Raw genomic sequence first — 26155 nt, 5'->3', positions numbered from 1 at the left:
GAACTGCGACCATAGGAGCATGGAATTGCAGCAGCTTCGGTACGTCGTCGCCCTCGCTGAAGAGCAGAACTTCACGCGCGCGGCCGCGCGGTGCTTCGTCGTGCAGTCGTCGCTCAGCCACCAGATCAAGGCGCTCGAAGACGAGCTCGGGGTCAAACTGTTCGCCCGCAGTAGCCGCCGCGTCGAGCTCACCGCCGCGGGGGAGGCATTCCTCGACCACGCCCGCGCAAGCCTCGACGCCGCCGAGCGTGCCGTCGCCGACGCCGCGGCGGCGACCGGACAGATTCGCGGCACACTGACCGTCGGCGTGATCCCCACCGCGACGGCGATCGACGTGCCCGCGCTGCTCGGCGAGTTTCACCGCGCCCACCCGGATGTGCGCATCCGGCTCAGGGGCGGCGGCAGCGACGACTTCATCGCCGCGATCCGCGCCGGCCGCATGGACGTCGCCGTCCTCGGCCTTTCCGACCGCACGCCGCCGACCGGTGTGAACTCGCGCGTGCTCGCGAGGGAGCGACTGGTCGCCGTCGTCTCGGTCGAGCATCCACTCGCTGGGCGTCGGAGACTGCGGCTGGCGGACCTCGCAGAGGAGGCCTTCGTCGACTTTCCTGCGGGATCGCCAGGCCGGGCGCAGTCCGACCTCGCGTTCGACGCAGCGGGGCTGCACCGCGACGTCGCGTTCGAAGTGGCAAGCAGCGAGCTCATGCTCGACCTCGTCAGGCAGGGGCTCGTCGTCGCGCTGCTCCCACCGGCGGTGATTCCCGACTGTGAGGAGCTGCGCACGATCCCGGTCACCGCCGGCCCGACCCGGGTCGAGTATCTCGCGTGGAGCAGCTTCAATCCCTCGCCCGCGGCACGGGCGTTTCTTGACATGGTCGGGCCAGCAATCGGCTAAACGCGTAAGTGGGCTACCGCAACGCTCGCCCCGCCGCCCGCCCGATATCCTGGCGGCGGCGGGTTCACCCTGCCGATCGTCAGAAATGAGGACCTGCCCATGTGCGCCGACCCCGAGACCCACCAGCACGGCTACATCAGCGATAAAGAGCGCTACCTCAGCCGCATGAAGCGCATCGAGGGGCAGGCCCGCGGCATCGCGAAGATGATCGACGACGAGAAGTACTGCATCGACATCCTCACCCAGGTCTCCGCGCTTACCCGCGCGCTCCAGGGCGTCGCGACCGGGCTGCTCGACGACCACCTCAAGCACTGCGTGCTCGACGCCGCAAAACTGAGCGACGAAGCCGGCCTCGAGAAACTTCAGGAAGCCTCCGAAGCAATCAGCCGGCTCGTGCGCTCGTAGGCTCGCCGCGCATCCGTCAGCGCCGGTATCGGCGCAGCTGCAGCTTCTTCGGCGGCTCAGGCGCAGCGGAGCGTGTCGTGCCCGTCGTCGCTCGCGAACGAGCCCGGCCACTCCGCCTCATCCCAAAACGGCTCCGGGGCGACCGCGGTCAGAGGGTCCAGGCCTCGCCGCGCCAGCGCAGCACCTCGGCGAAGCGCAGCTGCCCGACGAGCTTCGCGGGCCGCCGCGGCGTGATCAGCAGGCCCCAGCCGTCGGCCGGTGGGTTCGGCTGCCGCACGAGATAGCCGCCGGTCGCCTGCGGGCCGAAGATTTCCTCCGCGGTCATCACCGTCGCACCGCGCGGCTGCCAGCCGACGTCGCGCGCCGCGATGTCCGCATCCGGGTCGGCCTCGAGTCGAGCGAGCCAGATTCGGAACGCCGTCAGCAGCCGCGCGGCCTGTGCATCCGGCGCCGCCGCGTCGATCGCGACGCACGTGCCGTGGTAGCCGTCGCCCTCGTGCACGTGGAACTTCGAGGTGCGCAGCTCGCAGAGCACGATGCGCACCGGCGGGATTTCCTGCAGGTCGCGGCCGCGTTGCCGCATCCGTCGTACCAACTCCCACACCGTCAGCGCCACGGCCACCACGAGCAGCCCGATGCCGATCGCCCAGAGCGCCGGAGCCGGTATCGCGCCGGCCCCTGACATTGGCAGCACCCCGACCGCGAGCCCGCCGAGGACGATCGCGCCCACCACCGCGGCGACGACCGCGAACGCCGGCAGCATCGACCGCTGCTCGCCGAGCCAGTCGAGCGTCGACGCGAAATCGGCCGACTCGACCTCGGGCGGGTCGGTCAGCCGCGTGATCGGGTCGGGGGAGTGGGTCGCCTCACGCCACGCCGACTCGGGGTCAGCCGGCCAGCGCGGGGCGGCGGGCGCTTGCGGTTCGGTGGTCATGTCGTGCTCCCGGGCGCGGATGCGCGGCTCGGCAGCCCGAGCAGCTGCATGGTTCCCCGCGCGGCGGCGCGCATCGACCACTCGAATCGTGCCTGGGGCGACAGCTCGGCGGCGGCCAGCGCGCCCGCGCGAACCGTCGCAAGACTCGTGCTCAGGTGGTCGGGGCTGCGGCGCTCCCGATGCGACCAGAAATCGAGCGCCGCGAGGGCGATCGCGTGCTCGGCGACGGTCGACACGAGGATGCTCGCCTGTTCGGCTGGGAATGCGTACCGCTCGGCGAACTGGGTCTGCGCGCGGTTGATTCGGTCGACGGCGAGCTGGGTGCGCGGCCCGAGGTTCGCGAGGTAGTCGGCGATGCCCGGATGCTCGAGCACGAACTCGCGCAGCCGCACGGCGAGGTCGACGAGCGCATCCTCGGGGTCGTCGAGGTCGGCAAGCGTGAAGTTGGCGCGGTCGATGATCGCTTCGGCGACGAGGTTTCGCAGCCCCTCGGCATCGCCAGTGTGCCGGTAGATCGACATCTCGCTCACGCCGAGCTCGGCGGCAATGCCGCGCACCGTGACGTTCGGCAGCGTTAGCTTCACCCCCGCGTCGGCAATGGCCTCAGCGGTGATGCGGCGGGGACGTCCGGGGGTGCTCACGCGTTCAGTCTCGCGTACGGGGCTTGTGATGTTCCGGGCATGATTAATAAGGTTAGCCTTACTCACATAATTCACGCACGCAAGGAACGCATGTCGAACTCAGCCGCGCCCTCGAACTCAGCCGCGCAGCAAGCCCAAGCCCAAATGTCGCGAGAAGAAGTGGCCGGCCTGCTGGCCGTACTGCAGCATCCCGACCACAAAACGGGCATCGAAGACCGCTACCTCACCGTCACCGGCATCGAGCGCCGCGCCGCGGGGCTTGTGCGGGTGTCGGCCACCGTCTCGGGCGACGACGACCTCGCGCACTGGGACCTGCCGAACCCCACCGTGCGCATCTCGATGCCGGAGCCGCCCGAGGAGTTCGCCTCGATTCCGGGCGCACCGCAGTCCACCTCCCGCGTGTACACGCTCGCCGACGTCGATATCGCCCGTCGCACCGTGGAGATCGACCTCGTGCGCCACGGTGAGGGCTCCCCGGCGATGCGGTGGCTCGCCGCGCTCGCGGTCGGCGACCGCATCGACGTTGTCGGACCGCGCGAGCACCGCATCCCCGGCCCCGGCTCGCCGCGCGTGCTGCTCGCCGACTCGTCGGCGCTGCCCGCTGCCGCGCGCATCCTCGCCACCACGCCGCTCGCCGAGGCGACGACGATCATCGCCGCGGTGCCCGCCGACGAGTTCGCGCTGCTCGAGGCGCAGCTTGCGGGGTTGCAGGGCGAGGTCACCGCTGAGCGGGTCGACCCCGACGGTCAGCTGCCGCTCGCGACCGCGTTCGCCGCGCTCGACCTCCCCGCCACCGCGAGCGTCTGGGCCGCGGGGGAGCGCGAGGACATTCGCGAGATCCGCCGCCGCTGCAAGCACGACCTCGGGCTGCCGCCCGCACAGACCCAGGTGTTCGGGTACTGGAAGCGCGGGATGACGAACACCCGCCTCGACCTCGCCCGGCTGCGCGCATCCCAGCGGGTGCTCGCGACCGGCGGCGACCTCACCGACCAGGACGACTTCGAGATCGAGCTCTGAGCTGCGGCCTGCGGGCGCCTCGCTAGAATTCGGGCATGAAGACCGACGAGAAGACGCTCAAGCGGGTCGCGAACATGCCGTTCTCGGCCGTGTATCCGCACTACGTCACGAAGGTCGAGCGCAAGGGCCGCACGAAGGCCGAGCTGCACGAGATCATCGAGTGGCTCACCGGCTACGACGAGGCCGCCCTCGCGCAGCACCTCGAGCGGGAGACGTCGATCGAGGAGTTCCTCGCCGGCGCCAACCTCAACGCGAACGCGTCGCTCATCAAAGGCGTGATCTGCGGCGTGCGAGTCGAGGAAATAGAGGAGCCCCTCATGCAGCAGGTACGGTACCTCGACAAGCTCGTCGACGAACTCGCGAAGGGCAAGGCGATGGAGAAGATCCTGCGGTCGTAGCCATCTCGGGCTTCCGCCTCGTTCCGCGCATCCGCTCTTCCCGTGCGCCCCACCTCCGCGAACTGACGGCAATTTGCGGCATTTCCGTTGAAAATGCCGCGAATTGCCGTCAGTTCGTGAGGGACTTTGCGCGTTAGTTGCTGGGCAGCTCGCCGTCGGGGAGCTCGCCGTCGGGTGCGCCGCCGCCCATCGCGCCGGATGCGGTCTCCTGCGTCACGCTGTTCGCGTAGTCGTTCGTAGGGTCGCGGTAGATCGAGTGCACGTGGCCCCAGCCGGAGGTGTTCACGCCGTCGACGTCGGCGCCCGCCGAACCGTTCTGCGCCTGCAGCGCGATGTAGACGTTCGGCCCCGAGATCGAGAACGAGATGCCGTCGCCCGAGGTCATGTCGTACGTCGTCTCGCCCGACCATGCGATGACCGTGTCGTCGAGCGTTGCCTCGATCTCGGCGAGCGCCGCGGCGTTCGTCTCGTCATCGGCCATGCCCACCCAGTTCGCGATGAGCTCGAGCAGCAGCGCGCGCTGCTCGTCGGTGAGGTCGGCGCCCGTGAGGCCGTCGCCCGACTCGAAGTCGCACGTGTCGCCGGGCGCACACATCGTGACGTCGCCCGACGTGAGCGTCGCCTGCTGCTCCTCGGTGAGGCTGTCGTAGAACGCGAACGCGTCGGAGTAGATGCCGTCGAACGTCTGCACCTCTTCGCCATCCTCGTTCGTGTAGACCGCCGGCTGCATACCGAGGTGGGTCGGCGCGAACGTGATCGCGTTCTCGCCGCCATTGAGGTCGGCGTTGAGGCCGAGGTGGTGGCCGCCGAACTGCACCGACCACGCTTCGGTGTCCGACGGGTCGCCGAAGAACGCGATGTAGTACTGGCCGAGCGAGTCTTCGGTGCTGCTGCTGTTCTCGAGCAGGTATTCGTCGCCGCCCATGATGTCGACGACCTGCTGATACGCCTCGTCGCTCAGCAGCGATTCGAGCACCTCGAGCGCGGCGGCCTGCTGTTCCTCGGTGAGGTCGGTGAGGTTGAGCCCCGCGCGCTCGACGAACGTCACCGGGAAGTTCGACCACGAGGTCGATTTCGTCTCGTCGTCGTAGTCGTAGAGCACCGCCTCGCGCTGCTCGTCGGTCAGCGTTTCGAGGAACGCCTCGGCGGCCGCCGCGGTGTCGCTGATCGTCTCGGCGGTCGTCGTCGCCGACGTGCTGCTCGAAGACGAGCTCGAGTCGGATGCGGTGGTTTCGGTCGCCGAGACCGAGCTCGAAGTTGTCGAGTCGGCGGTCGAAGCCGTGGAGGTCACGGCGCAGCCGGTGAGCGTCAGCCCGGTGGCGAGCAGCAGCGCGGCGGCGAGGCCAACGGGGCGGCCACGGCCTCGTCGTCGGCGAGTGGTGTCAGTGGTGTCGTCAGGGTTGGTCATCGTGTTCATGTCGGCGACGCTATGACCGGGGGATTTGCTCACGCCTTGGCGAACCTATGTGTGGGTTGTGGATCGGTGCGTGCCGTACTGTGACCCGCAGAACCAACTCGGGGAGGGCGATGCGGCGGATGCTCTGGGGGATACTCGCGGGCCTGCTCGGCCTCGTGCTCGTCGCGGTTCTCGCGCTCGCGGGCATCCACGCGTACCTGCGCGCGCATCCGCAAGACCTCTCGCGCCTGTCGACGATCACGACGACGCAGGCGGGGGAGCCGCTCACCCTGCTCGTGCCCGAGACCGACGACGAAAAGGGGCACGGCCTCTCGGGCATCGACTCGCTGCCCGCCGACACTGCGCTGCTGCTGCGCAGCGACGACGGTGACACCCGCATCATGATGCTCGGCATGCGCTTCGCCCTCGACCTCGTGTGGCTGGATGCGCACTGCGAGGTCGTGCGGGTCGTGACCGGCGCGAATCCCGGCTTCTGGCCCCTCTTCTACGCGGGCCCTGGTGAGGCGACGGCGGTGGTCGAATTCTCGGTGGGGGATGCTGCGCGCTACGGGGCTGGCGAGGTCGGCGCCACCTTGCGAGGCGCCTGTGGATAACCCTCTGGGGTCGAATTGTGGACAAGTCCCGAGCCTGTCGGGGCCCGCGGATACCTTGCCCGCATGAGCAACGACATCTCTGACGCACAACTCGAAGCCTGGCTCGACCAAGAGGCGCGACGCATCGCCGAAACGATCCGCACGCACCGGTGGGCCGTCGAATACATCATGGGCGAACGCGAGACCCCGCCGTTCGCCTATACCGTCGGCCTCTTCGGCCTCGGGCATCCTGAACTCATCGTGTTCGGGCTCGACCACTCCTCGTCGGGGCAACTGCTGAACTCGTTCGGTGAGCGCATCCTCGAGGGCGGCGACCTGCTGCCCGGCGAGGTCATCACGCCCGAGGGCGCCGACACGCAGGTGCGCGTCGAAGTGTTCCCCGACCCCGGCGCCGCCCTCTACGGCGCGAACGACTTCTACCACCGCCCGCGCGAGTACTCGGTGCCAGCGCTGTAGCTCGTGTGGGACACCGACGGCGCGTTCCCCGGCGAGCCCGGCTACAAGTACCCCGACTGGCTGCAGCCGCTACCCGGCAACTACCGGGAGCCGAGGCATCCCTAGTGCGCGGCCGGCAGGATGCCCGCCTCGAGCCCCGCGATGATGAAGTCGACCTTGCGGTCGAGCCAACCACGGTCGGCCCACGACTCGTCGACGCCGATGATCGCGTCGCCCTCGGCACCGGTACGCGACTCGAGCATCCGTCGCGCCGTGTCGATGCCGCGCTCGCCCGAGTCGCCGCGCCGGCGCATCGGCGCGATGCCGATGTGGGTCACGAGCACGGTGTCGCCGATGAAGTCGAGCACGAACGCGACCGCGTCACCGTCGCCCGGGAACCCGCTCGCGGCGAGCGCATCGCGCAAATCGACGAGGTACTCGTTCACGTGCGCGTGCGCCCCCGGATGCGCGAGAATCGCCGACGCGAGCCCCTCGTGCAACTCGAGCGCGCGCCACATGTCGGCCACGTAGTCGCGCAGCAGCCGCTGCCAGCCGGTGCCATCCCAGCCGCCGGGCGGCTCGACGAGCGAACTCGACGCCGCGAGCTCCCGCGCAACCCGCTCGAGGCACAGGTGCGCGAGATGCTCGCGCGACTCGGTCACCCGGTAGAGCGCCGGCGTCGACACCCCGAGCGCCTTCGCGACCCCCGCGAGCGAGAACCGGTCGAGCCCGAGCGCCATCGCCGCATCCACCGCGTCGTCGACCGTGAAGGTCGGCCGCGGTCCGGTGCGGGATGCGCGTGCGGGAAGCATCCGCCCAGCCTACTTCGCGGGGCCTGCCGCGCCGCGAAGCGACCAGCCGGCCGCGGCCGCCCGACGGTTCCAGAAGTGCCGATACTGGCCTTCGGCATCGAAGAGCTCGTCGTGCGTGCCCCGCTCGACGACCGTCGCGCCGGCCGCTCCCGGCTCGCGGCCGAGCACGACGATCTGGTCGGCCTCGCGCACCGTCGCGAGCTTGTGCGCGATGACGATGAGGGTCGAGGTCGCCCGCAGCCGCTGCATGCTCGCGAGCACATTCGCCTCGTTCTCGGCATCGAGCGCGCTCGTCGCCTCGTCGAACAGCACGATCGGCGCCCGCTTCAGCAGCGCCCGCGCGATCGCGACGCGCTGCCGCTCGCCGCCCGACAGCGACCGGCCGCCCTCGCCCACCCGCGACTGCCACCCGTCGGGCAGGCGCTCCGCGATCTGCGTCACGCCCGCGAGCCGGGCTGCGTCGTGCACCTCAACATCGGATGCGTCGGGCCGGCCCACGCGCACGTTCGCCTCGAGCGTGTCGTCGAACAGGTAGACGTCTTGGAACACCATCGACAGCTGCGACATGAGCTGCTCGGTCGGCTGCTCACGAATATCCACCCCGCCGACGCGGACGCTGCCGCCGTCGACGTCCCAGAATCGGCTTATGAGCCGCGCGATCGTCGTCTTGCCCGACCCCGAGTGGCCGACGAGCGCCGTCATCGTGCCCGGCCGCGCCGTGAACGACACGTCGCGCAGTACGGGCGCCGCCGCGTCGTACCCGAACGAGACGCCGCGCACGTCGACCTCGCCGGGCGTCGGCAGCTCGACCGCCGCGCCCGCCTCGGGCAGCACCTCGGCCTCGAGAATCTCCCGCATCTCGAGCAGGGGAGTGCGGCTCGACTCGAGCCCGATCGACATGCTCGCGAGGTCTTCGAGCGTGCGCATGACCCGCAGCGTGAGGCCGATGAACGCGACCGTCTCGATCGCCCCCATCGTGCCGTCGACCGCGAGGCTCGCGGCGACCGTGATGAGCACGACGACAATCGCCTGCATGACGATGCCGTTGAGCAGCAGCCCGATCGAACTCAGCCAGAGGTCGCGCACCTTCGCGGCGGCGAAGTCGCGGCCCGCCCGCTCGAGCGGCGCGAACCCGTCGGCACGCCCCGCCGCGCGCAGCGCCGGCTGACACACGGCGTACTCGACGATGCGATTTGCGTACTCGCGCTCGGGCTCGCGCACGACGCGGTCGCCGGCGCGCTTGATCGCGCGGGCGACCGCCATGACCGCGACCGCGACCGGTACCGCGACCGTGAAGACGAGGCCGAGCCGGGCATCCCACACCCACGACCCGACGATGATCGTGACGAGCGCCGACGCGTTCACGACGAGCGAGCCGAGCATGTGCGCGAGCACGCTCGCCGCGCTCATAAACCCGTCGGCGACGAGCCGCGACAGCCCGCCCGTGCGCGCCTGCCCGAACCAGCCGAGCGGCAGCCGCGCGAGCCGGTCGCCGATCGCCTGGTGCGAGGTGCGCATGAAGTCGAGCGCGACCGAGTACCCCTTGAGCTCCTCGAAGTAGCGCAGCACGAACGTGCCGGCGGCGAACACCGCGAGCACGACGAGCCAGCCGACAAGCGACAGGCCCCAGGCGGTGCCGCCCTGGGCGAGCACCGTCGCGATCGGCAGCAGCGAGAGCAGCGCGAGCCCCTCGACCACACCGGCAAGGATGTGCAGCCACAGCGCGCGGGTGAGCGTCGCCGAGCCCTCGGGCGTGAGCTGGCGGCGGTACGTGCCGAGCTGCAGCGGGTCGAAACGTGATTCAGGCACGGGCGGCCTCGCTTTCCATGATCCGGTCGAGCGCCGCGTCGGTCACTTCATCGCCGCGCAGGCGCTGCACGATGCGCCCGCGGTCGAGCAGCAGCACCTGGTCGGCGCCGCGCACCGACTCGGGGCGGTGCGCCACGACGAGCACGGTGCGGTCGGCGACGAGCCGGTTCAGCGCCGATTGGATTTCGGCCTCGGCGTCGGCGTCGGTCGCGGCGAGCGCCTCGTCGAGCACAAGCACGGGCGCGTCGGCGAGCACCGCCCGCGCGATCGCGATGCGCTGCGCCTGCCCGCCCGACAGCTGCGTCTCGTCGCCGTACACGGTGTCGAGCCCGCGCGGCAGCGCCTCGATCTCGGCGGCGATGTTCGCGGCCCGCGCGGCCTCGAGCACCTCGGCGTCACTCGCATCGGGGCGGGCGAGGCGGATGTTCTCGCGCACGCTCACGCGCAGCAGCTGCGGGTCTTGCAGCACGAACGACACCGTGCGGTACAGGTCGCGCGTCGTGAGGTTGCGCAGGTCGACCCCGCCGACGCGCACGGCGCCCGACGTCGGGTATTGGAACCGCGCGAGCATCGTCGCCATCGTCGACTTGCCCGAACCCGACTGGCCGATCAGCGCCGTGACCGTGCCCGGCTCGAGCGTCGCGCTCACGCCGTCGAGCGCGAGGCCCTCGCCGTACGAAGACGTGACGTCGTCGAACTCGACGCCCGCCGACTCGGGCGCGTGCGCCGTGCCCTCGTCAAGGCCGGGTGTTTCGAGGGTGTCGCGGATGCGCACCGCCGCGCCGCCCGCGAGCTGGTACGCCCACATCGAGCTGCTGATGACGTTCACGGTGCCCGGAATCACGAGCGAGATGAGCGTCGTCGCGATGAGATCGGCGGGCGCCACCCAGCCCGCGAGCACGAGCAGCGAGCCGAGACCAACGTTCACGAGCACGAGCATCGCGACCGACACGAACGACTGCGCGACCGCCGCGGCGCGGAGCATGGGGGAGCACCAGTCGTAGTAGAAGTCGGCGAACTCGCGGGCCGCCGTCGCGAACCGGCCGTGGGCGCGGCCCACCTGGCCAAACGCCTTCACGACCGCGATGCCGTCGGCAAACTCGACCGCGGTCTGCGAGACCGTGCCGAGCCGCGCATCCATCTCGGCCGTCTTCTCACCCATGCCGCGCATCTGCGACATCTGAATGCCGAGGTAGATCGGCACCATCGCGATCGCGATGAGCCCGAGGCGCCAGTCGATGACGAACGCCGTCACGGTGAGCGCGAGCGGCGTCACGACGGCCGCCATCGTCTCGACCGGGGCGTGCGCGACGAGCGTGTGGAGCGCCTTCGTGTCGTCTTGCACCGCCTTGCGGATGCGTCCCGAGGTCGCCTGCGAGAACCAGGCGAGCGGCGCGTGCGCGATGTGCTCGACGAGGCGCTCCCGCAGGATGCGCGCGAGCCGCAGGTCGCCGAGGTGCGTTATGAGCAGCGCGATAAACAGGCAGCCGAGCTGCGCGAGGAACGTGCCGACGAGCAGCACCGTGACGCCGCGCACCTCGTCGGCGTCGGGTGCGGTGCCAGCCGCCGCGGCGCCGAGCAGCAGGTCGCCAAGCCGCACGAGCGCGAGGTACGGCGCGACCGCGAGGATGCCCGAGGCGGCGGCGAGGATGCGCCCGGCGAGCAGGTGCCCGCGGATGGGCGTCAGCAGCCCCTTGAGTGCGTCGCGGCCATCGGCTGCGGCTTCGGTTGGGCCTGCGGGCCCAGAAGGATCGGTCACGTCGGGTGCCTCACTCTCTCGTTATGAAAGTAAGGTCACCCTAACCATTAATGGGCTTAAGTAATAGGTTCGACTTCGGCGAATTCGGCGCCGAGTTCCCCGACGAGGTTGGCGGCGAGTGCGCGTCGCAGGTCGTCACCCACGAGCCCCGCGCGGCCGAGCGCCGCGAGCTTGCCGAGCGCCGCCTCGGTCGTGAGGTCGCCGCCGCCGGTCACTCCGAGATCGGCGAGGTCGGCGCCCACCGCGTAGCGGCCGAGATCGACGCCGCCGTGCGCGCACTGCGTCACCGCGACGACCGCCTGGCCGCGCTCGGCCGCCGCGCGCAGGGGCTCGCCGAGCCCGTTGCCGCGCACCGGCGCGGTGCCGGCGCCATAGGACTCGAGCACGAGGCCACCGGGAGCCTCCTGGAGCGCTGCCGCGAGCATCCGTGCACCGAGGCCGGGGGAGACCTTCACGAGCCCGACCGCCGGCACCGGTTGGCCCGCGGCTGCACGGAGGGCTTCGGCGAGCGGCGCGGGGAGCGGGTCGCCCGCCGCGGCCCCACCCTTCGCGACATGAAAGCCAAACGGATCAGAGCTTGAACGCTTCGTCGCGCGCACCGCGGGGAGGAGACGACCGTCGAACGCGATCGAGACACCCTGCTCGAGCCCGCCCGCGGCCGACTCGAACGCGAACCGGAAGTTGCCGGGCGCATCGCTGTCGGGTGCGCCGAGCGGCAGCTGCGAGCCCGTGAACACGACCGGCACGGCGAGGTCGGCGAGCGCGAACGCCGCGAACGCAGCCGAGTACGCCATGCTGTCGGTGCCGTGGATCACGACGACCGCGCGCGGGTTGCGCTCGGCGACGAGCCCGCGTACCTGGTCGACGAGCTCGCCGAACACCGCGTACGACGCCTCGGCGCTATCGATCGCCCTCGGCGTCTCGGCGTATGACCACGGAGCCGACGCGCGGTCGCCGACGAGGGCCGCGACCTGCTCGTGCAGGTGCGGATGCGGTGCGAGCCCCGAGTCGGTCGGCACCATGCCGAACGTGCCGCCCGTATAGAGCACCACGACCGGCCGCGCGTCGTCTCCTGTGGTCATGCGTTAGTTCTCTCGTTTCTGCGATTCCGTGCGGTCCGGGCTGTCGACATCGAGCTCCGGGGCGAGGTCGAGCTCGGCGGCAATGTCGATGTTCGACGTGAGGGCCTCGGGGTTGATGCGTCCTCGCACCCGGTACCAGCCAATCACCATCAGCACGACGACGATGACGAACGCGCCCAGCGTGATGCGACCGACCCCCGGATCCAGTGCCATGAGCAGAATCACGACCGCGAGGAACACGAGCGTGACGACGTTCGTCACCGGCGCGAACGGCAGGCGGAACGCGGGTCGCTCGCCGCCCTCACGCTTCGTCTTTCGCACGAACAGCCAGTGCGTGAGGATGATCGACGCCCACACGCCGACGATGCCGAGGCCCGCGAGGTTGAGCACGATCTCGAACGCCTGCTCAGGCACGATGAGGTTCATGATCACGCCGAGCACGCCGAGGCCGGTCGTGATGAGGATGCCGCCGTACGGCACGCCGGCCTTGTTCATCCGCTTCGCGAACTTCGGGCCCGTGCCCGCGGTCGCGAGCGAGCGCAGCGTGCGGCCCGTCGAGTAGAGGCCCGCGTTGAGGCTCGACATCGCCGCGGTGAGCACGACGAGGTTCATGATGTCGCCCGCGTGCGGAATGCCGATGCCCGACATGACCGTCACGAAGGGGCTCTCGCTCGAGTCGTAGGCGGTCCACGGCAGCAGCAGCGTGAACAGCACGACCGAGCCCGCGTAGAAAAGCATGATGCGCCACATGATCGAGTTGACGGCCTTCGGCACGACCGCCCGCGCATCCTGCGCCTCGCCCGCCGCGACACCGACCATCTCGGTGCCGCCGTACGCAAACACGACGCCGAGGGCGATGACGAACATCGCGCCGATGCCGTTCGGGAAGAAGCCGCCGTTCTCAGTGATGAGCGCGATGCCGGGCGTGTGTCCGTCGATCGGGGTCTGCGTGACGATCATGTAGATGCCGAGGATGCCGAACAGGATGATCGCGCCGACCTTGATGAGCGCGAACCAGTACTCGAGCTCGCCGAACAGGCGCGCTGAGGTGACGTTCATCGCCATGACGATGATGAGCGCGACGAGCGCGATGACCCACTGCGGCACGGGCGTGAAGAACGACCAGAAGTGGGCGTAGAGCGCGATCGCGGTGATGTCGGCGATGACGGTCGTGCCCCAGTCGAGGAAGAACAGCCAGCCGACCGTGAACGCGCCCTTTTCGCCCATGAACTCGCGGGCGTACGACACGAATGCGCCCGACGACGGGCGGTACATGACGAGCTCGCCGAGCGCGCGCACGATGATGAACGCGAACAGGCCGCAGACGATGTAGACGACGGCGAGGGAGGGGCCCGCGATCTCCATGCGGCCGCTCGCGCCGAGGAACAGCCCCGTGCCGATCGAGCCGCCGATCGCGATCATGTTGATGTGGCGTCGCTGGAGCGACTTCTTGTAGCCGGAATCGCCCGCGTCGGTCACGGCCGGCGCGGTCGCCTGCGCCTCCGACTCGGGAACACCATTGTTCGTGTGCATTGTGAACCTTTCGTGGTGCTCGACAACCATCCTGAGATCTGTCCAGCTGTCGGACAGCTTAGGGGTGGTGGATGCGCGGCGCAAGATGAAGATTCCGGATGCCCGTCGGCTAGATTAGTTGGACCGATTCCGAACCGAGGCGAGCAGCGTGAACGATTCCCCAACCGCAGGCAAAATCAAGCGCGTGAGCGCCGCGGAGGCGACGTTTCAGGCACTCAAGGAGCTGCTGCTCAGCGACGACGTCGCGGTGGGCGACCGCCTGCCGAGCGAGAACGACCTCGCGAAGCGCTTCGGCGTGAGCCGCTCGATTCTGCGCGAGGCGCTCGGCGCGTGCTCGACGCTCGGGCTCACCGAGACGCGCGTCGGCAGCGGCACCTACGTGCTCTCGAAGCAGGAGCGGCCGCAGCTCACGTTCGGCGGCTACTCGGCCGCCGACCTCATCGAGGCGCGCCCCAACGTCGAGGTGCCCTCGGCCGGATACGCGGCCGAGCGCCGCACCGACGAGCAGCTCGAGGCCCTGCGCGACCTCGTCGAGCGGATGGACGCGAGCGACGACCTGCGCGCCTGGGTTCGCCTCGACGGCCAGTTCCACATCGCGATCGCCGAGGCGAGCGGCAACCCCGTGCTCGCCTCGCTCGTCGCGCTGCTGCGCGAGGGGCTCAACCCGCAGTCGGAGTTCCTGAACCTCACGCGGGCCCGCCGCGTCGCCTCCGACATCGAGCACCGCGAAATCTTCGAGGCGATCGAGGCCGGCTCGGCCGAGGATGCGCGTGCCGCCGTCGCGAACCACATCGCGCAGGTAAGCCGCGCGCTCGGCGAGTAGCCGCCCCGCCTATCCGCCCAGCTGCCTGGCCGCGAGCCGTCACGGATTTCATCGCTGACTGACGGCAATTTGCGTCGTTTTCGGCGGAAAAGCTGCGAATTGCCGTCAGTCAGCGGAGGTGGTGGGGCGGATGCTCGGCGAGTGGCCGGGCGCGCGCTAGGCTGCGAGGCGCTCGATGACTGTTGCGTTGGCCATGCCGGCGCCCTCGCACATCGTCTGGAGTCCGTAGCGGCCGCCCGTCGCCTCGAGCTCGCCGAGCAGCGTCGCGAGCAAGCGCGTGCCCGACGATCCGAGCGCGTGCCCGAGCGCGATCGCGCCGCCGCGGGGATTGAGCTTCGCCGGATCGGCGCCCGTCTCGGCGAGCCAGGCGAGAGGGATCGGCGCGAACGCCTCGTTCACTTCGAACGCGTCGATGTCGCCGATGCCGAGGCCCGCGCGGCGCAGCACCCGCTCGGTCGCGGGAATCGGGCCCGTCAGCATGAGCAGCGGGTCGTCGCCGACGACCGAGAACGCGACGAACCGGGCGCGTGGCCGCAGCCCGAGCTCGTCGGCCCGCTCGCGCGACATGATGAGCGCCGCCGAGGCGCCGTCGGTGAGCGGCGACGAATTGCCGGGCGTGATCTTCCAGTCGATCTCGGGGAAGCGCGCGGCGATGCCCTCGTCGACAAACGACGGGGCGAGCTGGCCGAGCTTCTCGACAGTCGTGCCGGGGCGCACCGTCTCGTCGGCGGTGAGTCCGAACGCCGGCACGAGCTCACCGTCGAACGCACCGCTCGACGCCGCGGCCGCCGCGAGCTCGTGCGAGCGCGCCGAGAACTCGTCGAGCTGCGCCCGGCTGAACCCCCACTTCGCGGCGATGAGCTCGGCCGAAATGCCCTGATGCACGAGCCCCTCGGGGTAGCGGGCGCGCAGGCGCTCGCCGAGGGGATCGCGCCCCATCGTCGCGACCCCGAGCGGCAGCCGGCTCATCGACTCAACGCCCGCCGCGATCACGATGTCCTGGCTGCCCGACATAATCGCCTGCGCCGCGAATGTCGCCGCCTGCTGGCTCGAGCCGCACTGCCGGTCGACCGTCGTGCCGGGCACCGTGTGTGGGAACCCGGCCGCGAGCAGCGCGCTGCGCGCGACGTTCTGTGTCTGCTCTCCCGCCTGCTGCACGCAGCCGGCGATGACGTCGTCGACGAGCTCCGGGTCGAGCCCCGAGCGGCGCACGAGCTCCTCGAGCACGCCCGCGAGCAGATCGACCGGATGCGCGGCCGACAGCCCGCCGCCCGGCTTCCCGCGGCCCGACGGGGTGCGGATCGCGTCGACAATGACGGCTTCGCGCATGGTGGTTCCTCCTCTAGTGACCGACTCAGCCGCGCCCCGCGCGATCGTGCATGAGGTGCACGAACCGCTCGAGCAGCGCATCCTGCCGCGGCGTGCGGCCGAACGACGTGAAGTTGGCGGGCGCGGGCAGCCGCTTTCGCACGACCGAGTGCGCGTAGGCGAACTCACGCAGGCCCTCGGGGCCGTGGATGCGCCCAAAGCCCGACGCGCCGACCCCACCAAACGGGGTGCTCGGCACCTGCGCGAAGCCGAGCGCGACGTTCACCGAGACCATGCCGGAGCGCATCCCGGCGGCGATCTCGTTCGCGCGCCGCTTGCCGAACACGGTGCCGCCGAGGCCGTAGTCGGTCGCGTTCACGAGCCGCAGCACCTCGTCGACGTCGTCGAACTTCGCGAGCGTCACGGTGGGGCCGAACGTCTCTTCGCGCACGGCGGCGGCCGACTCGGGCACGCCCTCGAGTACGACGGGCTGCACGAACTGGCCGTCGGGTTCGCCCACCGCGCCGGCGCGCACCCGCCCGCCCGCGGCGAGTGCCTCGGAGACGTGGCGGCCGACGACCTCAAGCTGCGACGGCATCGTGAGCGGGCCGAGCTGCCCGCCCGCGCCGGCGCGCACGCCGTTCACGATGCCGGCGAGTTTCTCGGCGAACTCGTCGTAGACGCTCGAGTGCACGTAGAGGCGCTCGGTGCCGACGCAGATCTGCCCGGCGTTCGCGAGGGACGTCCACGCGGCCGCCTCGGCCGCCGCGTCGAGGTCGGCGTCGTAGTCGACGACGAACGCGTCTTTGCCGCCGCACTCGGCGACCACGGGTGTGAGCCGCTCGGCCGCCGCCGCCATGACGCGCTTCGCCGTGCGGGTCGACCCGGTGAACGCGAGCTTGTCGATTGCCGAGCGCGCGAGCGCGTCGCCCGTGGCACCCTCGCCCGTGATGACCTGCAGCACCGGATGCTCGGGCACGGCCTCGGCGAACCGCTCGGCGAGCCACACCCCGACGCCGGGTGTGAACTCGCTCGGCTTAAAGACGACCGTGTTGCCCGCGGCGAGCGCGAACGCGATCGACCCGAGCGGCGTCATGACGGGGAAGTTCCAAGGGCCAATCACGCCGACGACGCCGAGCGGCCGGTACTCGACCGTCGCGCCGAGGTGGAAGCTCATGAGCGACGAGCCGCGCCGCTGCGGGCCGAGCACCCGCCGCGCGTGCTTCGCTGCCCACGCGACGTGATCGAGAATCAGTGCGATCTCGAGCGCCGCCTCGCCCGTCGGCTTACCGGTCTCCTCGTGCACGACGCGCGTGAGGTCGGTGAAGTTCCGGGCGATCGCGCCGCGGAACGCGCCGAGGCGCTCGGCCCGGTCGCGATACGACAGCTGCGACCACCAGGCCGCAGCTGCCCGCGCCCGCGCGACCGTCGCATCCACCTCGTCGCGCGTCGTTCGCGGATACGTGCCCACCACCTCGCCTGTGGCCGGGTTCCGAACGTCGAAGGTCGCCTGCGTCTCGGTCGTCGTCATCTCGCTCGCTTCGCAATGTCGCGGCCGATGATCTCTTTCATGATCTCGGTCGTGCCGCCGTAAATGGTCTGCACGCGCGAGTCACGGAACGCGCGCGCGATGGGGAATTCTTCCATGAAGCCGTAGCCGCCGTGCAACTGCAGGCTGCGGGTGACGACGCGCTGCTCGAGCTCGGTCGCCCACCACTTCGCCTTCGACGCCTCGACCGTCGTGAGCTCGCCCTCGTTCAGCGCGAGGATGCAGCGCTCGACGTACGCGCGCGTGATGTCGAGCTCGGTCTCGAGCTCGGCAAGCGTGAACCGCACGGTCGGCAGGTCACCGATCGGCTTGCCGAACGCCTCGCGCTCGAACACGTAGTCGCGGCCCCAGCCGTACGCCGCCTCGGCCGACGCGAGACCCGCCGCCGCGATCGAGATGCGCTCGCGCGGCAGCCGCTGCATGAGGTAGATGAGCCCCTGCCCGGCCTCGCCGATGAGGTTCGCGGCGGGCACCCGCACGTCGCTGAAGAACAGCTCGGCCGTGTCTTGCGCGTGCAACCCGAGTTTGTCGAGCTTGCGGCCGCGCTCGAAACCGGGCATGCCGTCTTCGACCATGAACAGCGAGTAGCCGCGCGAGCCCGCCTCGGGGTCGGTGCGCGCGAACACGAGAATCAGCGAGGCGTGGAACCCGTTCGTGATGAACGTCTTCGAGCCGTTCAGCATCCAGTCGTCGCCGTCGCGCACGGCCGTCGTGCGGATGCCCTGCAGGTCACTGCCCGCGCCCGGCTCGGTCATGCCGACCGCGCTGATGCGGGTGCCGGCCGCCATGCTCGGGAACCAGCGGCCGCGCTGCTCATCGGTCGCGAGGTCGAGCAGGTAGGGGATCACGATGTCGTCGTGCACCCCGAACGCCGCGTTGACGCTCGTCGCCTGCGCCCGCGAGAGCTCCTCGTTAAGCACCATGCGAAAGCGGTAGTCGTCGACGCCCATGCCGTCGTACTCTTCGGGAATCGCGAGGCCGACGAGCCCGGCCGCGCCCATCCTCGCGTAGAGCTCGAACGGCACCTCACCGGCCCGCTCCCACTCGTCGTAGTGCGGCGTGATCTCGCGGGCGACGAACTCGCGCACGCTCTCGCGGAACGCGTCGTGCTCTTCTTCGTAGAACGTTGATCGCATGCTGACCTACCTTGGTGCCATTCGAATCGCCCCGTCGAGCCGAATCGTCTCGCCGTTGAGCATCGGGTTGTCGAGTATTTGGGTGACGAGCAGCCCGAACTCGTCGGGGTTGCCGAGGCGGGCGGGATGCGGCACCTGCTTCGCGAGCGACTCGCGCGCCGCCTCGGGCAGGCCCGCGAGCAGCTGGGTGTCGAACGTGCCGGGGGCGATCGTGTCGACGCGGATCAGGTAGTCGGCGAGCTCGCGCGCGATCGGCAGCGTCATCGCGTGGATCGCGCCCTTCGACGCCGAGTACGCCGCCTGCCCGATCTGCCCGTCGAACGCGGCGACCGACGCCGTGTTCACGATGACGCCGCGCTCCTCGCCGAGCGGCGCGAGCCGGAGCATCCGCTCGGTCGCGAGGCGAATGACGTTGAACGTGCCCGTGACGTTCACCTCAAGCACGCGCTGAAACCGGTCGAGTGGGTACGGGCCGTGCTTCGAGTTCACCTTGATCGCGTCGGCGACGCCGGCGCAGTTCACGACGGCGCGCAGGTCGCCGAGCGCATCCGCGGCGTCGAGGGCGGCCGCGACCTGCGCCTCGTCGCGCACGTCGGCGGGCGCGAACACGGCGCCCTTGAGTTCGGTCGCGGCGTCGGCGGCCGGGGTGCCGGGGAGGTCGACGATGACCACCTTTGCCTGCCGCGCGAGCAGCCGCTTCACGGTTGCGAGCCCGAGCCCCGAGGCCCCGCCGGTGACGAGCGCTACCTGACCGTTGATATCCATGCTGACCCTTCGGTTCGGTTGCCCGCGAGGGTAGCAAGGCACGCTTCGGAATACATTGACATCCAATTAATCGATAGGATGTGCAACGAACGACGACGGGGTCGTTCGGGACCGAAGGGAGCCCGCCGATGAAGATCGTCGTGCTGGTGAAGCCCGTACCCGATACGTTCGGTGACCGCGCGCTGACGCTCGAAACCGGGCTCGCCGACCGGGCGGTGAGCGAGACCGTGCTCGACGAGATCACGGAGCGCGCGCTCGAGGCAGCGATCGCGCACGCCGAGACTGGCGAGAACGTCGAGGTCGTCGCTGTGACGATGGCGCCCGAGTCGTCGCAGGCCGCGCTGCGCAAGGCGCTCGCGATGGGCGCGGCCTCGGCCGTGCACGTCATCGACGAGCGCCTGCTCGGCGCCGACCTCGTGCGCACCGCCGAGGTGCTCGCCGCCGTCGTGCGCCGGACGGCACCCGACCTCGTGCTCACCGGCAACGCCTCGACCGACGGCGTCGGCGGGGTTATGGCGTCGATGCTCGCCGAACTGCTCGAGTGGCCGGCCGTGACGCAGGCCGAGACCCTCACGATCGAGACGGATGCGGTGCGGGCGACGCGCGCGAGCGACGGCGGCACCATGGCCGTGACGGCGACGCTCCCCGCGATCGTCTCGGTGACCGAGTCGCTGCCCGACCCGCGGCTGCCCGCTCTGCGCGGCATCATGAGCGCGAAGAAGAAACCGCTCGAGACGCTCAGCCTCGACGACCTCGCTGACGAGCTCGCGCAGCTCGCGGCGCCGCTCGACGAGCTCGAGGAGCCGCGCTCGATCATGATCGCGGCGACAAAGCGGCCCCCGCGCAAGGCCGGCGAGGTCATCACCGACTCCGGCGACGCGGCCGAGCGCATCGTCGCGTTCCTCACCGAACGCCGACTCGTGGGGGAGCGGGCATGAGCACTTCAGTTCTCGTGCTGCTGCTCGCAGCTCCCGGCGAGGGTGGGATGCTCGCGGCTGGCGCCGCCGAAGCGCTCGGCGCCGCAGCCACCCTCGGCACGCCCGTCGCCGTCGTCGTCGGGCCGGAGGCGCAGCTCGGCGAGCTTGCCGCCGAGGCCGGGCGCCTCGGCGCGGCCCGTGTGCGCACTGTTGGGGCCAACCCTGGCGAGGTCGGAGCCCGGGCCGCCGCCGCGCTCGCGGCCGCCGTCGCCGACGAGCATCCCGAGGCCGTGCTCGTGCCGAACTCAACCGAGGGCGCCGACGCCGCGGGCCGTGCCGCCGTGCGCCTGCGCGCGCCGCTCGCCGCCGACGCCGTCGCCGTGGAGCGCGACGACGAGGGCATCCTCGCGCGGCACTCCGTCTACGGCGGCGCCTACGAGGCGACCTCGGCGGCGACCTCGGGCCCGCTCGTCGTCACGCTGCGCCTCGGCTCGATCGACGCCCGCGCGGAGCCCGCCGCGGGCGAAACCGTGCCGCTCGAGCTTGCGAGTACCGAGCGTCGCGGCCTCGTCGTCGACGGCTTCGAGCCCACCGCCGGCGCCTCGTCGCGGCCCGACCTGCGCTCCGCCAGCCGCGTCGTCTCGGGCGGCCGCGGCGTCGGCTCGAAGGAACAGTTCGTCCTCATCGAGCAGCTCGCCGACGCCCTCGGCGCCGCAGTCGGAGCATCCCGCGCCGCCGTCGACGCCGGCTACGTCGACCCCTCACTCCAGGTCGGCCAGACCGGCACCTCGGTGTCACCCGACCTCTACCTCGCCGTCGGCATCTCGGGCGCGATCCAGCACCGCGCCGGAATGCAGACCGCCACCAACATCATCGCCATCGACAAAGACCCGAACGCGCCCATCTTTGGGATCGCCGACCTTGGTGTCGTTGGTGACCTATTCACCATCGTGCCAAAGGTCATTGAGCTGTTGGGTGGGAAGGGCCCGTCGTCATGACCAGGCAGGGGCTGCCGCGGACTCTTGGTGGGGCGCCGTGGCCGCCGTTGGCGGAAGTGTTGGAGCAGCGACAGGCGCAAGCGGAGGCACCAGTTCCAGCACCAGCGCCGAAGCCAATACCAGCCGCTGTCCCTGGACGCGCATCCAGAGTCGTCGCGCCGCATGGGGCCCGGCAAGGCCTACCGCGAGTGGTCGGCGGCGACCCATGGCCCCCAATCGCGGAGCGAACTGAAACCGTCGAGCGGGTCGCCATCCAAGAAACTTCCGCACCGGCCGAAACCCCCGAACCCGCCGAAACTCAGGTCACCAAATCGGCTCTTGAGATTCCGCCGGTCACGGCCGCACCACCATCCTTCCGCCCCACAACCCGCCGGCAGTGGCTCGCCGCATCCGTGCTCGTGGCCCTCGCGGTCGTAGGTCTCGCGACCATCGTCGTCGCGATCGCCCGCGGCCTCATCGGGTGGGCGCCGATCGCGGGCTTTGTCGAGCGGTTCCCGGGGGAGTACGCGCTGCCCGACTGGGCGCCCGTCGGCCTGCCCGCGTGGCTGAACTGGTCGCACTTCTTCAACCTGCTGCTCATCGCGCTCATCATTCGCAGCGGCCTGCAGGTGCGGCGCGAGCGCAAGCCCGAGGCGTATTTCACGCCGAAGCGCGGCGGCAAGAAAGTGTCGCTCGCGGTGTGGCTCCACACGAGCGTTGACCTGCTCTGGCTCATCAACGGCGCCGTGTTCGTCGTGCTGCTGTTCGCGACGGGCCAGTGGGTGCGCATCGTGCCGACGAGCTGGGAGGTCGTGCCGAACGCGCTGTCGGCGGCGCTCCAGTACGCGGCCCTGCAGTGGCCCGCCGAGAACGGGTGGGTGAACTACAACTCGCTGCAGCAGCTAGCGTACTTCGCGACGGTGTTCATCGCGGCGCCGCTGTCGATCGCGAGCGGATTCCGCATGAGCGAGTGGTGGCCGAGCCACAACGAGCGCCTCAGCGCGCGGTTCCCCGTCGAGTGGGCGCGCGCCGTGCACTTCCCGGTCATGCTCTACTTCGTCGCGTTCATCATCGTGCACGTGTTGCTCGTCGCCTCGACCGGGCTGCTCACCAACCTCAACCACATGTTCGCGGCCCGCAGCGACCACGGCTGGCTCGGGTTCTGGCTCTTCGCCGCCGGGATGCTCGTGACGGTCGCCGCCATGCTGCTCGCGCGACCCGTGTTGCTGCGGCCGATCGCGAACCGGTTCGGCAGCGTGACGGCCCGCTGACCGCGCTACCGTAGCGAGACCGCACCGTAACGAAACCGACGAGAACCGAGGTGATGGGCGTGGCACAGCGCAAACCGCTGCGAGTCGACCCGATCGCGCAGGCGAAGCGCAACTGGCTCGACCACGGCTGGGAGGATGCGGCGCTCGGCATGTCGGTCGTCACCTCGGTCGTGCGCGCGCACCAGCTCATGCTCGGCGAGATCGAGGCGACCCTGAAGCCGCTCAAGCTCTCATTCGCGCGGTTCGAGCTGCTGCGGCTGCTCGCGTTCACGCGCGAGGGGCGGATGCCCACCGCCAGCGTCATCTCGCGCCTGCAGGTGCATCCCACGAGCGTCTCAAGCGCCGTCGACCGGCTCGCGACCGCCGGATTCGTCGAGCGGGAGCCGCATCCCACCGACGGCCGCGCGACGATGCTCGTCATCACCGACTCGGGCCGGGAGGCCGTCGAAGCCGCGACCGCGCAGCTCAACGAGCACGTGTTCGTGCCGCTCGGCGAGCCCGCCGACGACGCGACCGAGCTCGTGCGCATCCTCGCCCGGTTCCGCAAGCAGGCCGGCGACTACCTCGAGCCGAAGCCCCACGTCGAGCCGCTCGCGTAGTTGCTAGGACGTGTCTCTCAAAGCTTGACGAGGCTTCCTGCGAGAGCGGAGATCGTCGCGATCTCCATCGCGGTCTCCATCGCTAACTGACGGCAATTTGCGACATTTTCGGGCGAAAAGCTGCAATTTGCCGTCAGTCGGCGAAGGTGGTGCGGAGGTGGTGGGGCGAATCGCGTGGAATCGCGTGGTGCGGAGGTGATGGGGCGGGGCGAGTCGCGCAGCGGCTAGTCGTGCGTGAAGTTTGGCGGGCGCTTCTCGACGAACGCCGCCATGCCTTCCTTCTGATCGTTGAGCGAGAACAGCGACGCGAACGCCTGCTTCTCGAACCGCAGTCCCTCGGCAAGCCCCGAGTTCTGCGACGCCTTCAGCGCATCCTTCAGCGCGTACACGACTGGCAGCGACTTCGACGCGATCGTCTCGGCGAGGGTCGACGCCTCGTCGAGCAGATCGTCGGCCGGTACGACCCGCGAGACGAGCCCCGCGCGCTCGGCCTCCTCGGCACCCATCATGCGGCCCGTGAGCATGAGCTCGGCGGCCTTGTACTTGCCGATCGCGGCCGTGAGCCGCTGCGTGCCGCCCATGCCGGGAATCACGCCGAGGTTGATCTCGGGCTGCCCGAACTTCGCGCTGTCGGCCGCGAGAATCACGTCGCACATCATCGCGAGCTCGCAGCCGCCGCCGAGCGCGAAGCCCGCGACCGCGGCGATCACGGGCGTGCGCAGCGCCGTGAACTCATCCCAGCGCGCGAACGGCCCGTCGAGGTACATGCTCGCGTAGCTGCGGTCGGCCATCTCCTTGATGTCGGCGCCCGCCGCGAACGCCTTCGCCGACCCCGTGATGACGATCGCGCCGATCTCGGGATCGGCATCGAACTCGAGCGCCGCATCGACGATCTCGTGCGCGAGCTGCAGGTTGAGCGCGTTGAGCGCCTCGGGACGGTTCAGTGTGATGCGGCCAACGCGGCCCTCGGCCTCGGTAAGAATCAGTTCGGGCACGGATGCTCCTAGCGGGTCTGGACGCTCGCTCACGAATCGCTCGCGTCGCGGATCGTATTGATGATTGCCGAGAAATCCTGCGAACCACCCTCACCCGCCGCGAACTCGGCGTAGAGCCGCTGCGCGAGCATCCCGAGCTTCGCGTCGACCCCGCCGAGCTCGATCGCCTTCGCGGCGAGGCCGAGGTCTTTCGCCATGAGCGCGCCCGCGAACCCGGGCTGATAGTCGTTGTTCGCGGGGCTCGTCGGTACGGGCCCCGGCACGGGACAGTTCGTCGAGATCGCCCAGCACTGGGCCGACGCGTTGCTCGTGACGTCGAACAGCACCTGGTGCGTCAGGCCGAGCCGCTCGCCAAGCACGAACCCCTCGGCCGCGGCGATCTGCGTGATGCCGAGGATGAGGTTGTTGCACACCTTCGCGGCTTGGCCGAGGCCGTTCGCGCCGCAGTGCACGATGCGGCGGCCCATGTCCACGAGCAGCGGCTGCACGCGCGCGAAGTCGGCGTCGGTGCCGCCGACCATGAACGCGAGCGTCGCGTTCTCGGCGCCGACCACGCCGCCCGACACCGGCGCATCCATCGCCCGATGCCCAGCCGCGACCGCGAGCTCGGCCGCCCGCTGCGCCTCGTCGACCGCGATCGTCGAACAGTCGAGGAACAGCGTGTCGGGCGGCGCCGCCTCGAGCAGCGACGCCTGCCCCTCGCCCGTGTAGGCGGCGAGCACGTGGCGGCCCTGCGGCAGCATCGTGAGCACGATGTCGGCCCGCGCCGCCGCGGCCGCCGCCGACTCGGCGACCGGCACGCCCGCGTCGCGCGCCCGCTCGGTGAGCTCGGGCACGAGGTCGAACGCGAGCACGTCGTGGCCCGCCCGCACGAGATTGACGGCCATCGGGCCGCCCATATGGCCGAGGCCAATAAACGCGATGGTCATGCTGCCGTTCCCTTCGCTGGCGCCGCGAGCACGGCGCGGCCGACAATCGAGCGCATGATCTCATTCGTGCCCTCGAGAATCTGATGCACCCGCAGATCGCGCACGACCCGCTCGATGCCGTAGTCCTGCAGATAGCCGTAGCCGCCGTGCAGCTGCAGCGCCTGGTTCGCGACCTCGAAGCACGCGTCGGTCGCGAACCGCTTCGCGAGCGCGCACGTCGCCGCGAGATCGGGCGCCTGCGCATCCATCTTCCTCGCCGCCCGCTGCACGAGCGCGCGAGCCGCCTGCTGATTCGCCTCCATGTCGGCGAGCGTGAACACGACCGACTGGTTGTCGCTGAGCGGGCCGCCGAACGCGTGCCGCTGCTGCACGTACTCGCGGGCGCGCTCGAACGCCCACTGCGCTCCGCCGAGCGAGCACGCCGCGATGTTGATGCGGCCACCGTTCAGGCCCTTCATCGCGATGTGAAAGCCGTCGCCCTCGTCGCCGAGTCGGTTCGCGACCGGCACGCGTACATCGTCGAAAATCACCTGGCGGGTGGGCTGCGCGTTCCAGCCCATCTTCTTCTCGAGCGGGCCGAAGCTCAGGCCGGGGGAGTCGCCCGACACGAGCATCGCGCTAATGCCCTTCGCGCCCGGCTCGCCCGTGCGCGCCATCACGAGGTAGACCGCGGCCGCGCCGGCCCCCGAGATGAACTGCTTCGTGCCGTTCAGCACGTAGTCATCGCCGTCGCGGCGCGCGCTCGTCGTGATCGCCGCGGCATCTGACCCCGCGCCAGGCTCGGTGAGGCAGTAGCTCGCGAGATCGGTCATCTCGACGAGGCCAGGCAGCCAGCGGCCCCGCTGCTCGTCGGTGCCGAACGTGTCGATCATCCAGCCCAACATGTTGTGAATCGAGATGTACGCCGCGACCGTCACGTCGCCCTTCGCGAGCTCCTCGAAAATCGCGACCGTGTCTTCGCTCGTGAGCCCCGTGCCGTAGTCGTCGCGCACGTAGATGCCGCCGAGGCCGAGCTCGCCCGCCTGCCGCAGCGCATCCACCGGGAAAGTTTTCTCGGCGTCGCGCTCCGCCGCGAACGGCGCGAGCGCCCGATTCGCGAAGTCCCGCACCGCGCTGACGATCGCCGCGCGCTCTTCAATTGCCGTGTCAGTCATGG

General features: G+C 70.3%; 26 protein-coding genes. 11 read left to right on the top strand and 15 right to left on the bottom strand.

All coding sequences use genetic code 11. From position 1 onward, the window contains the following. The first annotated feature begins 19 nt into the window (after nucleotides 1–19). Both G328_RS0108295 and G328_RS0108290 read left to right on the top strand, forming a co-directional pair. The gene (locus G328_RS0108295) at nucleotides 20–895 is read left to right on the top strand and encodes a LysR family transcriptional regulator (RefSeq protein WP_019618886.1); all 876 of its coding nucleotides are present in this window, start codon (nucleotides 20–22) and stop codon (nucleotides 893–895) included. A gap of 99 nt (nucleotides 896–994) precedes the next feature. Continuing rightward, on the top strand, nucleotides 995–1300 hold the full coding sequence (locus tag G328_RS0108290) for a metal-sensitive transcriptional regulator (RefSeq protein ID WP_019618885.1): 306 nt from the start codon (nucleotides 995–997) through the stop codon (nucleotides 1298–1300). 148 nt (nucleotides 1301–1448) lie between these two features. Here the strand turns inward: G328_RS0108290 and G328_RS14840 are convergent, their stop codons facing one another. Together G328_RS14840 and G328_RS14835 are read right to left on the bottom strand one after the other, a co-directional pair. Then, entirely contained in the window at nucleotides 1449–2234 is a 786-nt protein-coding gene (locus tag G328_RS14840) for a hypothetical protein (protein WP_019618884.1), read from the bottom strand. Further along, nucleotides 2231–2875 carry a TetR/AcrR family transcriptional regulator gene (locus tag G328_RS14835; protein WP_019618883.1) on the bottom strand — a complete coding sequence of 215 codons (645 nt, stop codon included), beginning with the start codon at nucleotides 2873–2875 and terminating at the stop codon, nucleotides 2231–2233. The genes G328_RS14840 and G328_RS14835 overlap by 4 nt, the downstream gene beginning before the upstream one ends. Nucleotides 2876–3019: 144 nt before the next feature. Between G328_RS14835 and G328_RS0108275 the strand changes: the two genes are divergently transcribed. After that, a complete protein-coding gene (locus tag G328_RS0108275) occupies nucleotides 3020–3892 on the top strand; it encodes a siderophore-interacting protein (RefSeq protein WP_040905260.1) in 873 nt (290 codons plus the stop codon). Between the two features lie 35 nt (nucleotides 3893–3927). Further along, entirely contained in the window at nucleotides 3928–4290 is a 363-nt protein-coding gene (locus G328_RS0108270) for a DUF2200 domain-containing protein (protein WP_019618881.1), read from the top strand. A gap of 133 nt (nucleotides 4291–4423) precedes the next feature. On the opposite strand, the gene G328_RS0108265 is transcribed toward G328_RS0108270, so the two are convergent. Beyond that, nucleotides 4424–5707, bottom strand: coding sequence for a DUF3500 domain-containing protein (locus G328_RS0108265; RefSeq protein ID WP_019618880.1), 1284 nt, complete (start codon nucleotides 5705–5707; stop codon nucleotides 4424–4426). An 80-nt stretch (nucleotides 5708–5787) separates the two neighbouring features. On the opposite strand from G328_RS0108265, the gene G328_RS0108260 reads away from it, so the two are divergent. Next, nucleotides 5788–6300, top strand: a complete 513-nt coding sequence (locus G328_RS0108260; RefSeq protein WP_187325751.1) for a DUF192 domain-containing protein — start codon at nucleotides 5788–5790, stop codon at nucleotides 6298–6300. A 63-nt stretch (nucleotides 6301–6363) separates the two neighbouring features. After that, complete coding sequence (locus G328_RS15885; RefSeq protein ID WP_019618878.1) at nucleotides 6364–6756, top strand: DUF4262 domain-containing protein; 393 nt, start codon at nucleotides 6364–6366, stop codon at nucleotides 6754–6756. 101 nt (nucleotides 6757–6857) lie between these two features. Here G328_RS15885 and G328_RS0108250 read toward each other — a convergent pair whose 3' ends face one another. The 5 genes from G328_RS0108250 to G328_RS0108230 are packed head-to-tail and all read right to left on the bottom strand — an operon-like array spanning nucleotide 6858 to nucleotide 13730. Next, a complete protein-coding gene (locus tag G328_RS0108250) occupies nucleotides 6858–7547 on the bottom strand; it encodes a TetR/AcrR family transcriptional regulator (RefSeq protein ID WP_019618877.1) in 690 nt (229 codons plus the stop codon). Nucleotides 7548–7556: 9 nt separating this feature from the next. Next, nucleotides 7557–9356 (bottom strand): ABC transporter ATP-binding protein, encoded by a 1800-nt coding sequence (locus tag G328_RS0108245; protein WP_019618876.1) that lies wholly within the window; start codon nucleotides 9354–9356, stop codon nucleotides 7557–7559. Continuing rightward, nucleotides 9349–11115 (bottom strand): ABC transporter ATP-binding protein, encoded by a 1767-nt coding sequence (locus G328_RS0108240; protein ID WP_019618875.1) that lies wholly within the window; start codon nucleotides 11113–11115, stop codon nucleotides 9349–9351. The genes G328_RS0108245 and G328_RS0108240 overlap by 8 nt, the downstream gene beginning before the upstream one ends. Before the next feature lie 56 nt (nucleotides 11116–11171). Then, complete coding sequence (locus G328_RS14825; RefSeq protein ID WP_019618874.1) at nucleotides 11172–12197, bottom strand: asparaginase domain-containing protein; 1026 nt, start codon at nucleotides 12195–12197, stop codon at nucleotides 11172–11174. A 3-nt stretch (nucleotides 12198–12200) separates the two neighbouring features. Next, nucleotides 12201–13730 carry an amino acid permease gene (locus G328_RS0108230; RefSeq protein ID WP_019618873.1) on the bottom strand — a complete coding sequence of 510 codons (1530 nt, stop codon included), beginning with the start codon at nucleotides 13728–13730 and terminating at the stop codon, nucleotides 12201–12203. A 148-nt stretch (nucleotides 13731–13878) separates the two neighbouring features. On the opposite strand from G328_RS0108230, the gene G328_RS0108225 reads away from it, so the two are divergent. Beyond that, the gene (locus tag G328_RS0108225; RefSeq protein WP_026339757.1) at nucleotides 13879–14553 is read left to right on the top strand and encodes a FadR/GntR family transcriptional regulator; all 675 of its coding nucleotides are present in this window, start codon (nucleotides 13879–13881) and stop codon (nucleotides 14551–14553) included. A 156-nt stretch (nucleotides 14554–14709) separates the two neighbouring features. Here G328_RS0108225 and G328_RS0108220 read toward each other — a convergent pair whose 3' ends face one another. Genes G328_RS0108220 through G328_RS0108205 form a run of 4 tightly spaced genes read right to left on the bottom strand, consistent with a single transcriptional unit; the run spans nucleotide 14710 to nucleotide 19311 of the window. Continuing rightward, the gene (locus G328_RS0108220) at nucleotides 14710–15882 is read right to left on the bottom strand and encodes a thiolase family protein (RefSeq protein WP_019618871.1); all 1173 of its coding nucleotides are present in this window, start codon (nucleotides 15880–15882) and stop codon (nucleotides 14710–14712) included. A gap of 25 nt (nucleotides 15883–15907) precedes the next feature. After that, the gene (locus G328_RS0108215) at nucleotides 15908–17392 is read right to left on the bottom strand and encodes an aldehyde dehydrogenase family protein (RefSeq protein WP_019618870.1); all 1485 of its coding nucleotides are present in this window, start codon (nucleotides 17390–17392) and stop codon (nucleotides 15908–15910) included. Beyond that, a complete protein-coding gene (locus G328_RS0108210; protein ID WP_019618869.1) occupies nucleotides 17389–18546 on the bottom strand; it encodes an acyl-CoA dehydrogenase family protein in 1158 nt (385 codons plus the stop codon). The genes G328_RS0108215 and G328_RS0108210 overlap by 4 nt, the downstream gene beginning before the upstream one ends. A 6-nt stretch (nucleotides 18547–18552) precedes the next feature. Then, nucleotides 18553–19311, bottom strand: a complete 759-nt coding sequence (locus tag G328_RS0108205; RefSeq protein WP_019618868.1) for an SDR family NAD(P)-dependent oxidoreductase — start codon at nucleotides 19309–19311, stop codon at nucleotides 18553–18555. Between the two features lie 128 nt (nucleotides 19312–19439). Between G328_RS0108205 and G328_RS0108200 the strand changes: the two genes are divergently transcribed. The 4 genes from G328_RS0108200 to G328_RS0108185 all read left to right on the top strand — a co-directional run bounded on the left by G328_RS0108200 (nucleotide 19440) and on the right by G328_RS0108185 (nucleotide 23075). Continuing rightward, a complete protein-coding gene (locus tag G328_RS0108200; RefSeq protein ID WP_019618867.1) occupies nucleotides 19440–20249 on the top strand; it encodes an electron transfer flavoprotein subunit beta/FixA family protein in 810 nt (269 codons plus the stop codon). Beyond that, nucleotides 20246–21226 (top strand): electron transfer flavoprotein subunit alpha/FixB family protein, encoded by a 981-nt coding sequence (locus G328_RS0108195; protein ID WP_019618866.1) that lies wholly within the window; start codon nucleotides 20246–20248, stop codon nucleotides 21224–21226. The genes G328_RS0108200 and G328_RS0108195 overlap by 4 nt, the downstream gene beginning before the upstream one ends. Before the next feature lie 392 nt (nucleotides 21227–21618). Beyond that, entirely contained in the window at nucleotides 21619–22476 is an 858-nt protein-coding gene (locus G328_RS0108190) for a cytochrome b/b6 domain-containing protein (RefSeq protein WP_019618865.1), read from the top strand. A 53-nt stretch (nucleotides 22477–22529) separates the two neighbouring features. Continuing rightward, nucleotides 22530–23075, top strand: coding sequence for a MarR family transcriptional regulator (locus G328_RS0108185; protein ID WP_019618864.1), 546 nt, complete (start codon nucleotides 22530–22532; stop codon nucleotides 23073–23075). 224 nt (nucleotides 23076–23299) lie between these two features. Here G328_RS0108185 and G328_RS0108180 read toward each other — a convergent pair whose 3' ends face one another. The 3 genes from G328_RS0108180 to G328_RS0108170 are packed head-to-tail and all read right to left on the bottom strand — an operon-like array spanning nucleotide 23300 to nucleotide 26153. Continuing rightward, nucleotides 23300–24070 (bottom strand): enoyl-CoA hydratase, encoded by a 771-nt coding sequence (locus tag G328_RS0108180; protein ID WP_019618863.1) that lies wholly within the window; start codon nucleotides 24068–24070, stop codon nucleotides 23300–23302. A gap of 29 nt (nucleotides 24071–24099) precedes the next feature. Then, a complete protein-coding gene (mmsB, locus tag G328_RS0108175; RefSeq protein ID WP_019618862.1) occupies nucleotides 24100–24999 on the bottom strand; it encodes a 3-hydroxyisobutyrate dehydrogenase in 900 nt (299 codons plus the stop codon). Then, nucleotides 24996–26153 (bottom strand): acyl-CoA dehydrogenase family protein, encoded by a 1158-nt coding sequence (locus G328_RS0108170; RefSeq protein ID WP_019618861.1) that lies wholly within the window; start codon nucleotides 26151–26153, stop codon nucleotides 24996–24998. The genes mmsB and G328_RS0108170 overlap by 4 nt, the downstream gene beginning before the upstream one ends. Between the last annotated feature and the right edge of the window lie 2 nt (nucleotides 26154–26155).

Origin of the sequence: [Zimmermannella] faecalis ATCC 13722, from assembly GCF_000381765.1 — a bacterium.
GTDB classification, from domain to species: Bacteria; Actinomycetota; Actinomycetes; order Actinomycetales; family Microbacteriaceae; genus Gulosibacter; species Gulosibacter faecalis.
Note: the sequence above shows the minus strand (reverse complement) of the source record. Positions and strands in the feature narration are given on the sequence as shown.

Bases quoted from the DNA above. Each gene is read 5' to 3' on its own strand.
- G328_RS0108250 (WP_019618877.1), bottom strand. From the start codon at position 7,547: ATGCTTCCCGCACGCGCATCCCGCACCGGACCGCGGCCGACCTTCACG.
- G328_RS15885 (WP_019618878.1), top strand. From the start codon at position 6,364: ATGAGCAACGACATCTCTGACGCACAACTCGAAGCCTGGCTCGACCAA.
- G328_RS0108230 (WP_019618873.1), bottom strand. From the start codon at position 13,730: ATGCACACGAACAATGGTGTTCCCGAGTCGGAGGCGCAGGCGACCGCG.
- G328_RS0108290 (WP_019618885.1), top strand. From the start codon at position 995: ATGTGCGCCGACCCCGAGACCCACCAGCACGGCTACATCAGCGATAAA.
- G328_RS0108270 (WP_019618881.1), top strand. From the start codon at position 3,928: ATGAAGACCGACGAGAAGACGCTCAAGCGGGTCGCGAACATGCCGTTC.
- G328_RS0108215 (WP_019618870.1), bottom strand. From the start codon at position 17,392: ATGACGACGACCGAGACGCAGGCGACCTTCGACGTTCGGAACCCGGCC.
- mmsB (WP_019618862.1), bottom strand. From the start codon at position 24,999: ATGACCATCGCGTTTATTGGCCTCGGCCATATGGGCGGCCCGATGGCC.
- G328_RS0108205 (WP_019618868.1), bottom strand. From the start codon at position 19,311: ATGGATATCAACGGTCAGGTAGCGCTCGTCACCGGCGGGGCCTCGGGG.
- G328_RS14840 (WP_019618884.1), bottom strand. From the start codon at position 2,234: ATGACCACCGAACCGCAAGCGCCCGCCGCCCCGCGCTGGCCGGCTGAC.
- G328_RS0108295 (WP_019618886.1), top strand. From the start codon at position 20: ATGGAATTGCAGCAGCTTCGGTACGTCGTCGCCCTCGCTGAAGAGCAG.
- G328_RS14825 (WP_019618874.1), bottom strand. From the start codon at position 12,197: ATGACCACAGGAGACGACGCGCGGCCGGTCGTGGTGCTCTATACGGGC.
- G328_RS0108220 (WP_019618871.1), bottom strand. From the start codon at position 15,882: ATGCGCGAAGCCGTCATTGTCGACGCGATCCGCACCCCGTCGGGCCGC.
- G328_RS0108210 (WP_019618869.1), bottom strand. From the start codon at position 18,546: ATGCGATCAACGTTCTACGAAGAAGAGCACGACGCGTTCCGCGAGAGC.
- G328_RS0108185 (WP_019618864.1), top strand. From the start codon at position 22,530: ATGGGCGTGGCACAGCGCAAACCGCTGCGAGTCGACCCGATCGCGCAG.
- G328_RS0108200 (WP_019618867.1), top strand. From the start codon at position 19,440: ATGAAGATCGTCGTGCTGGTGAAGCCCGTACCCGATACGTTCGGTGAC.
- G328_RS0108170 (WP_019618861.1), bottom strand. From the start codon at position 26,153: ATGACTGACACGGCAATTGAAGAGCGCGCGGCGATCGTCAGCGCGGTG.
- G328_RS0108195 (WP_019618866.1), top strand. From the start codon at position 20,246: ATGAGCACTTCAGTTCTCGTGCTGCTGCTCGCAGCTCCCGGCGAGGGT.
- G328_RS0108275 (WP_040905260.1), top strand. From the start codon at position 3,020: ATGTCGCGAGAAGAAGTGGCCGGCCTGCTGGCCGTACTGCAGCATCCC.
- G328_RS0108265 (WP_019618880.1), bottom strand. From the start codon at position 5,707: ATGAACACGATGACCAACCCTGACGACACCACTGACACCACTCGCCGA.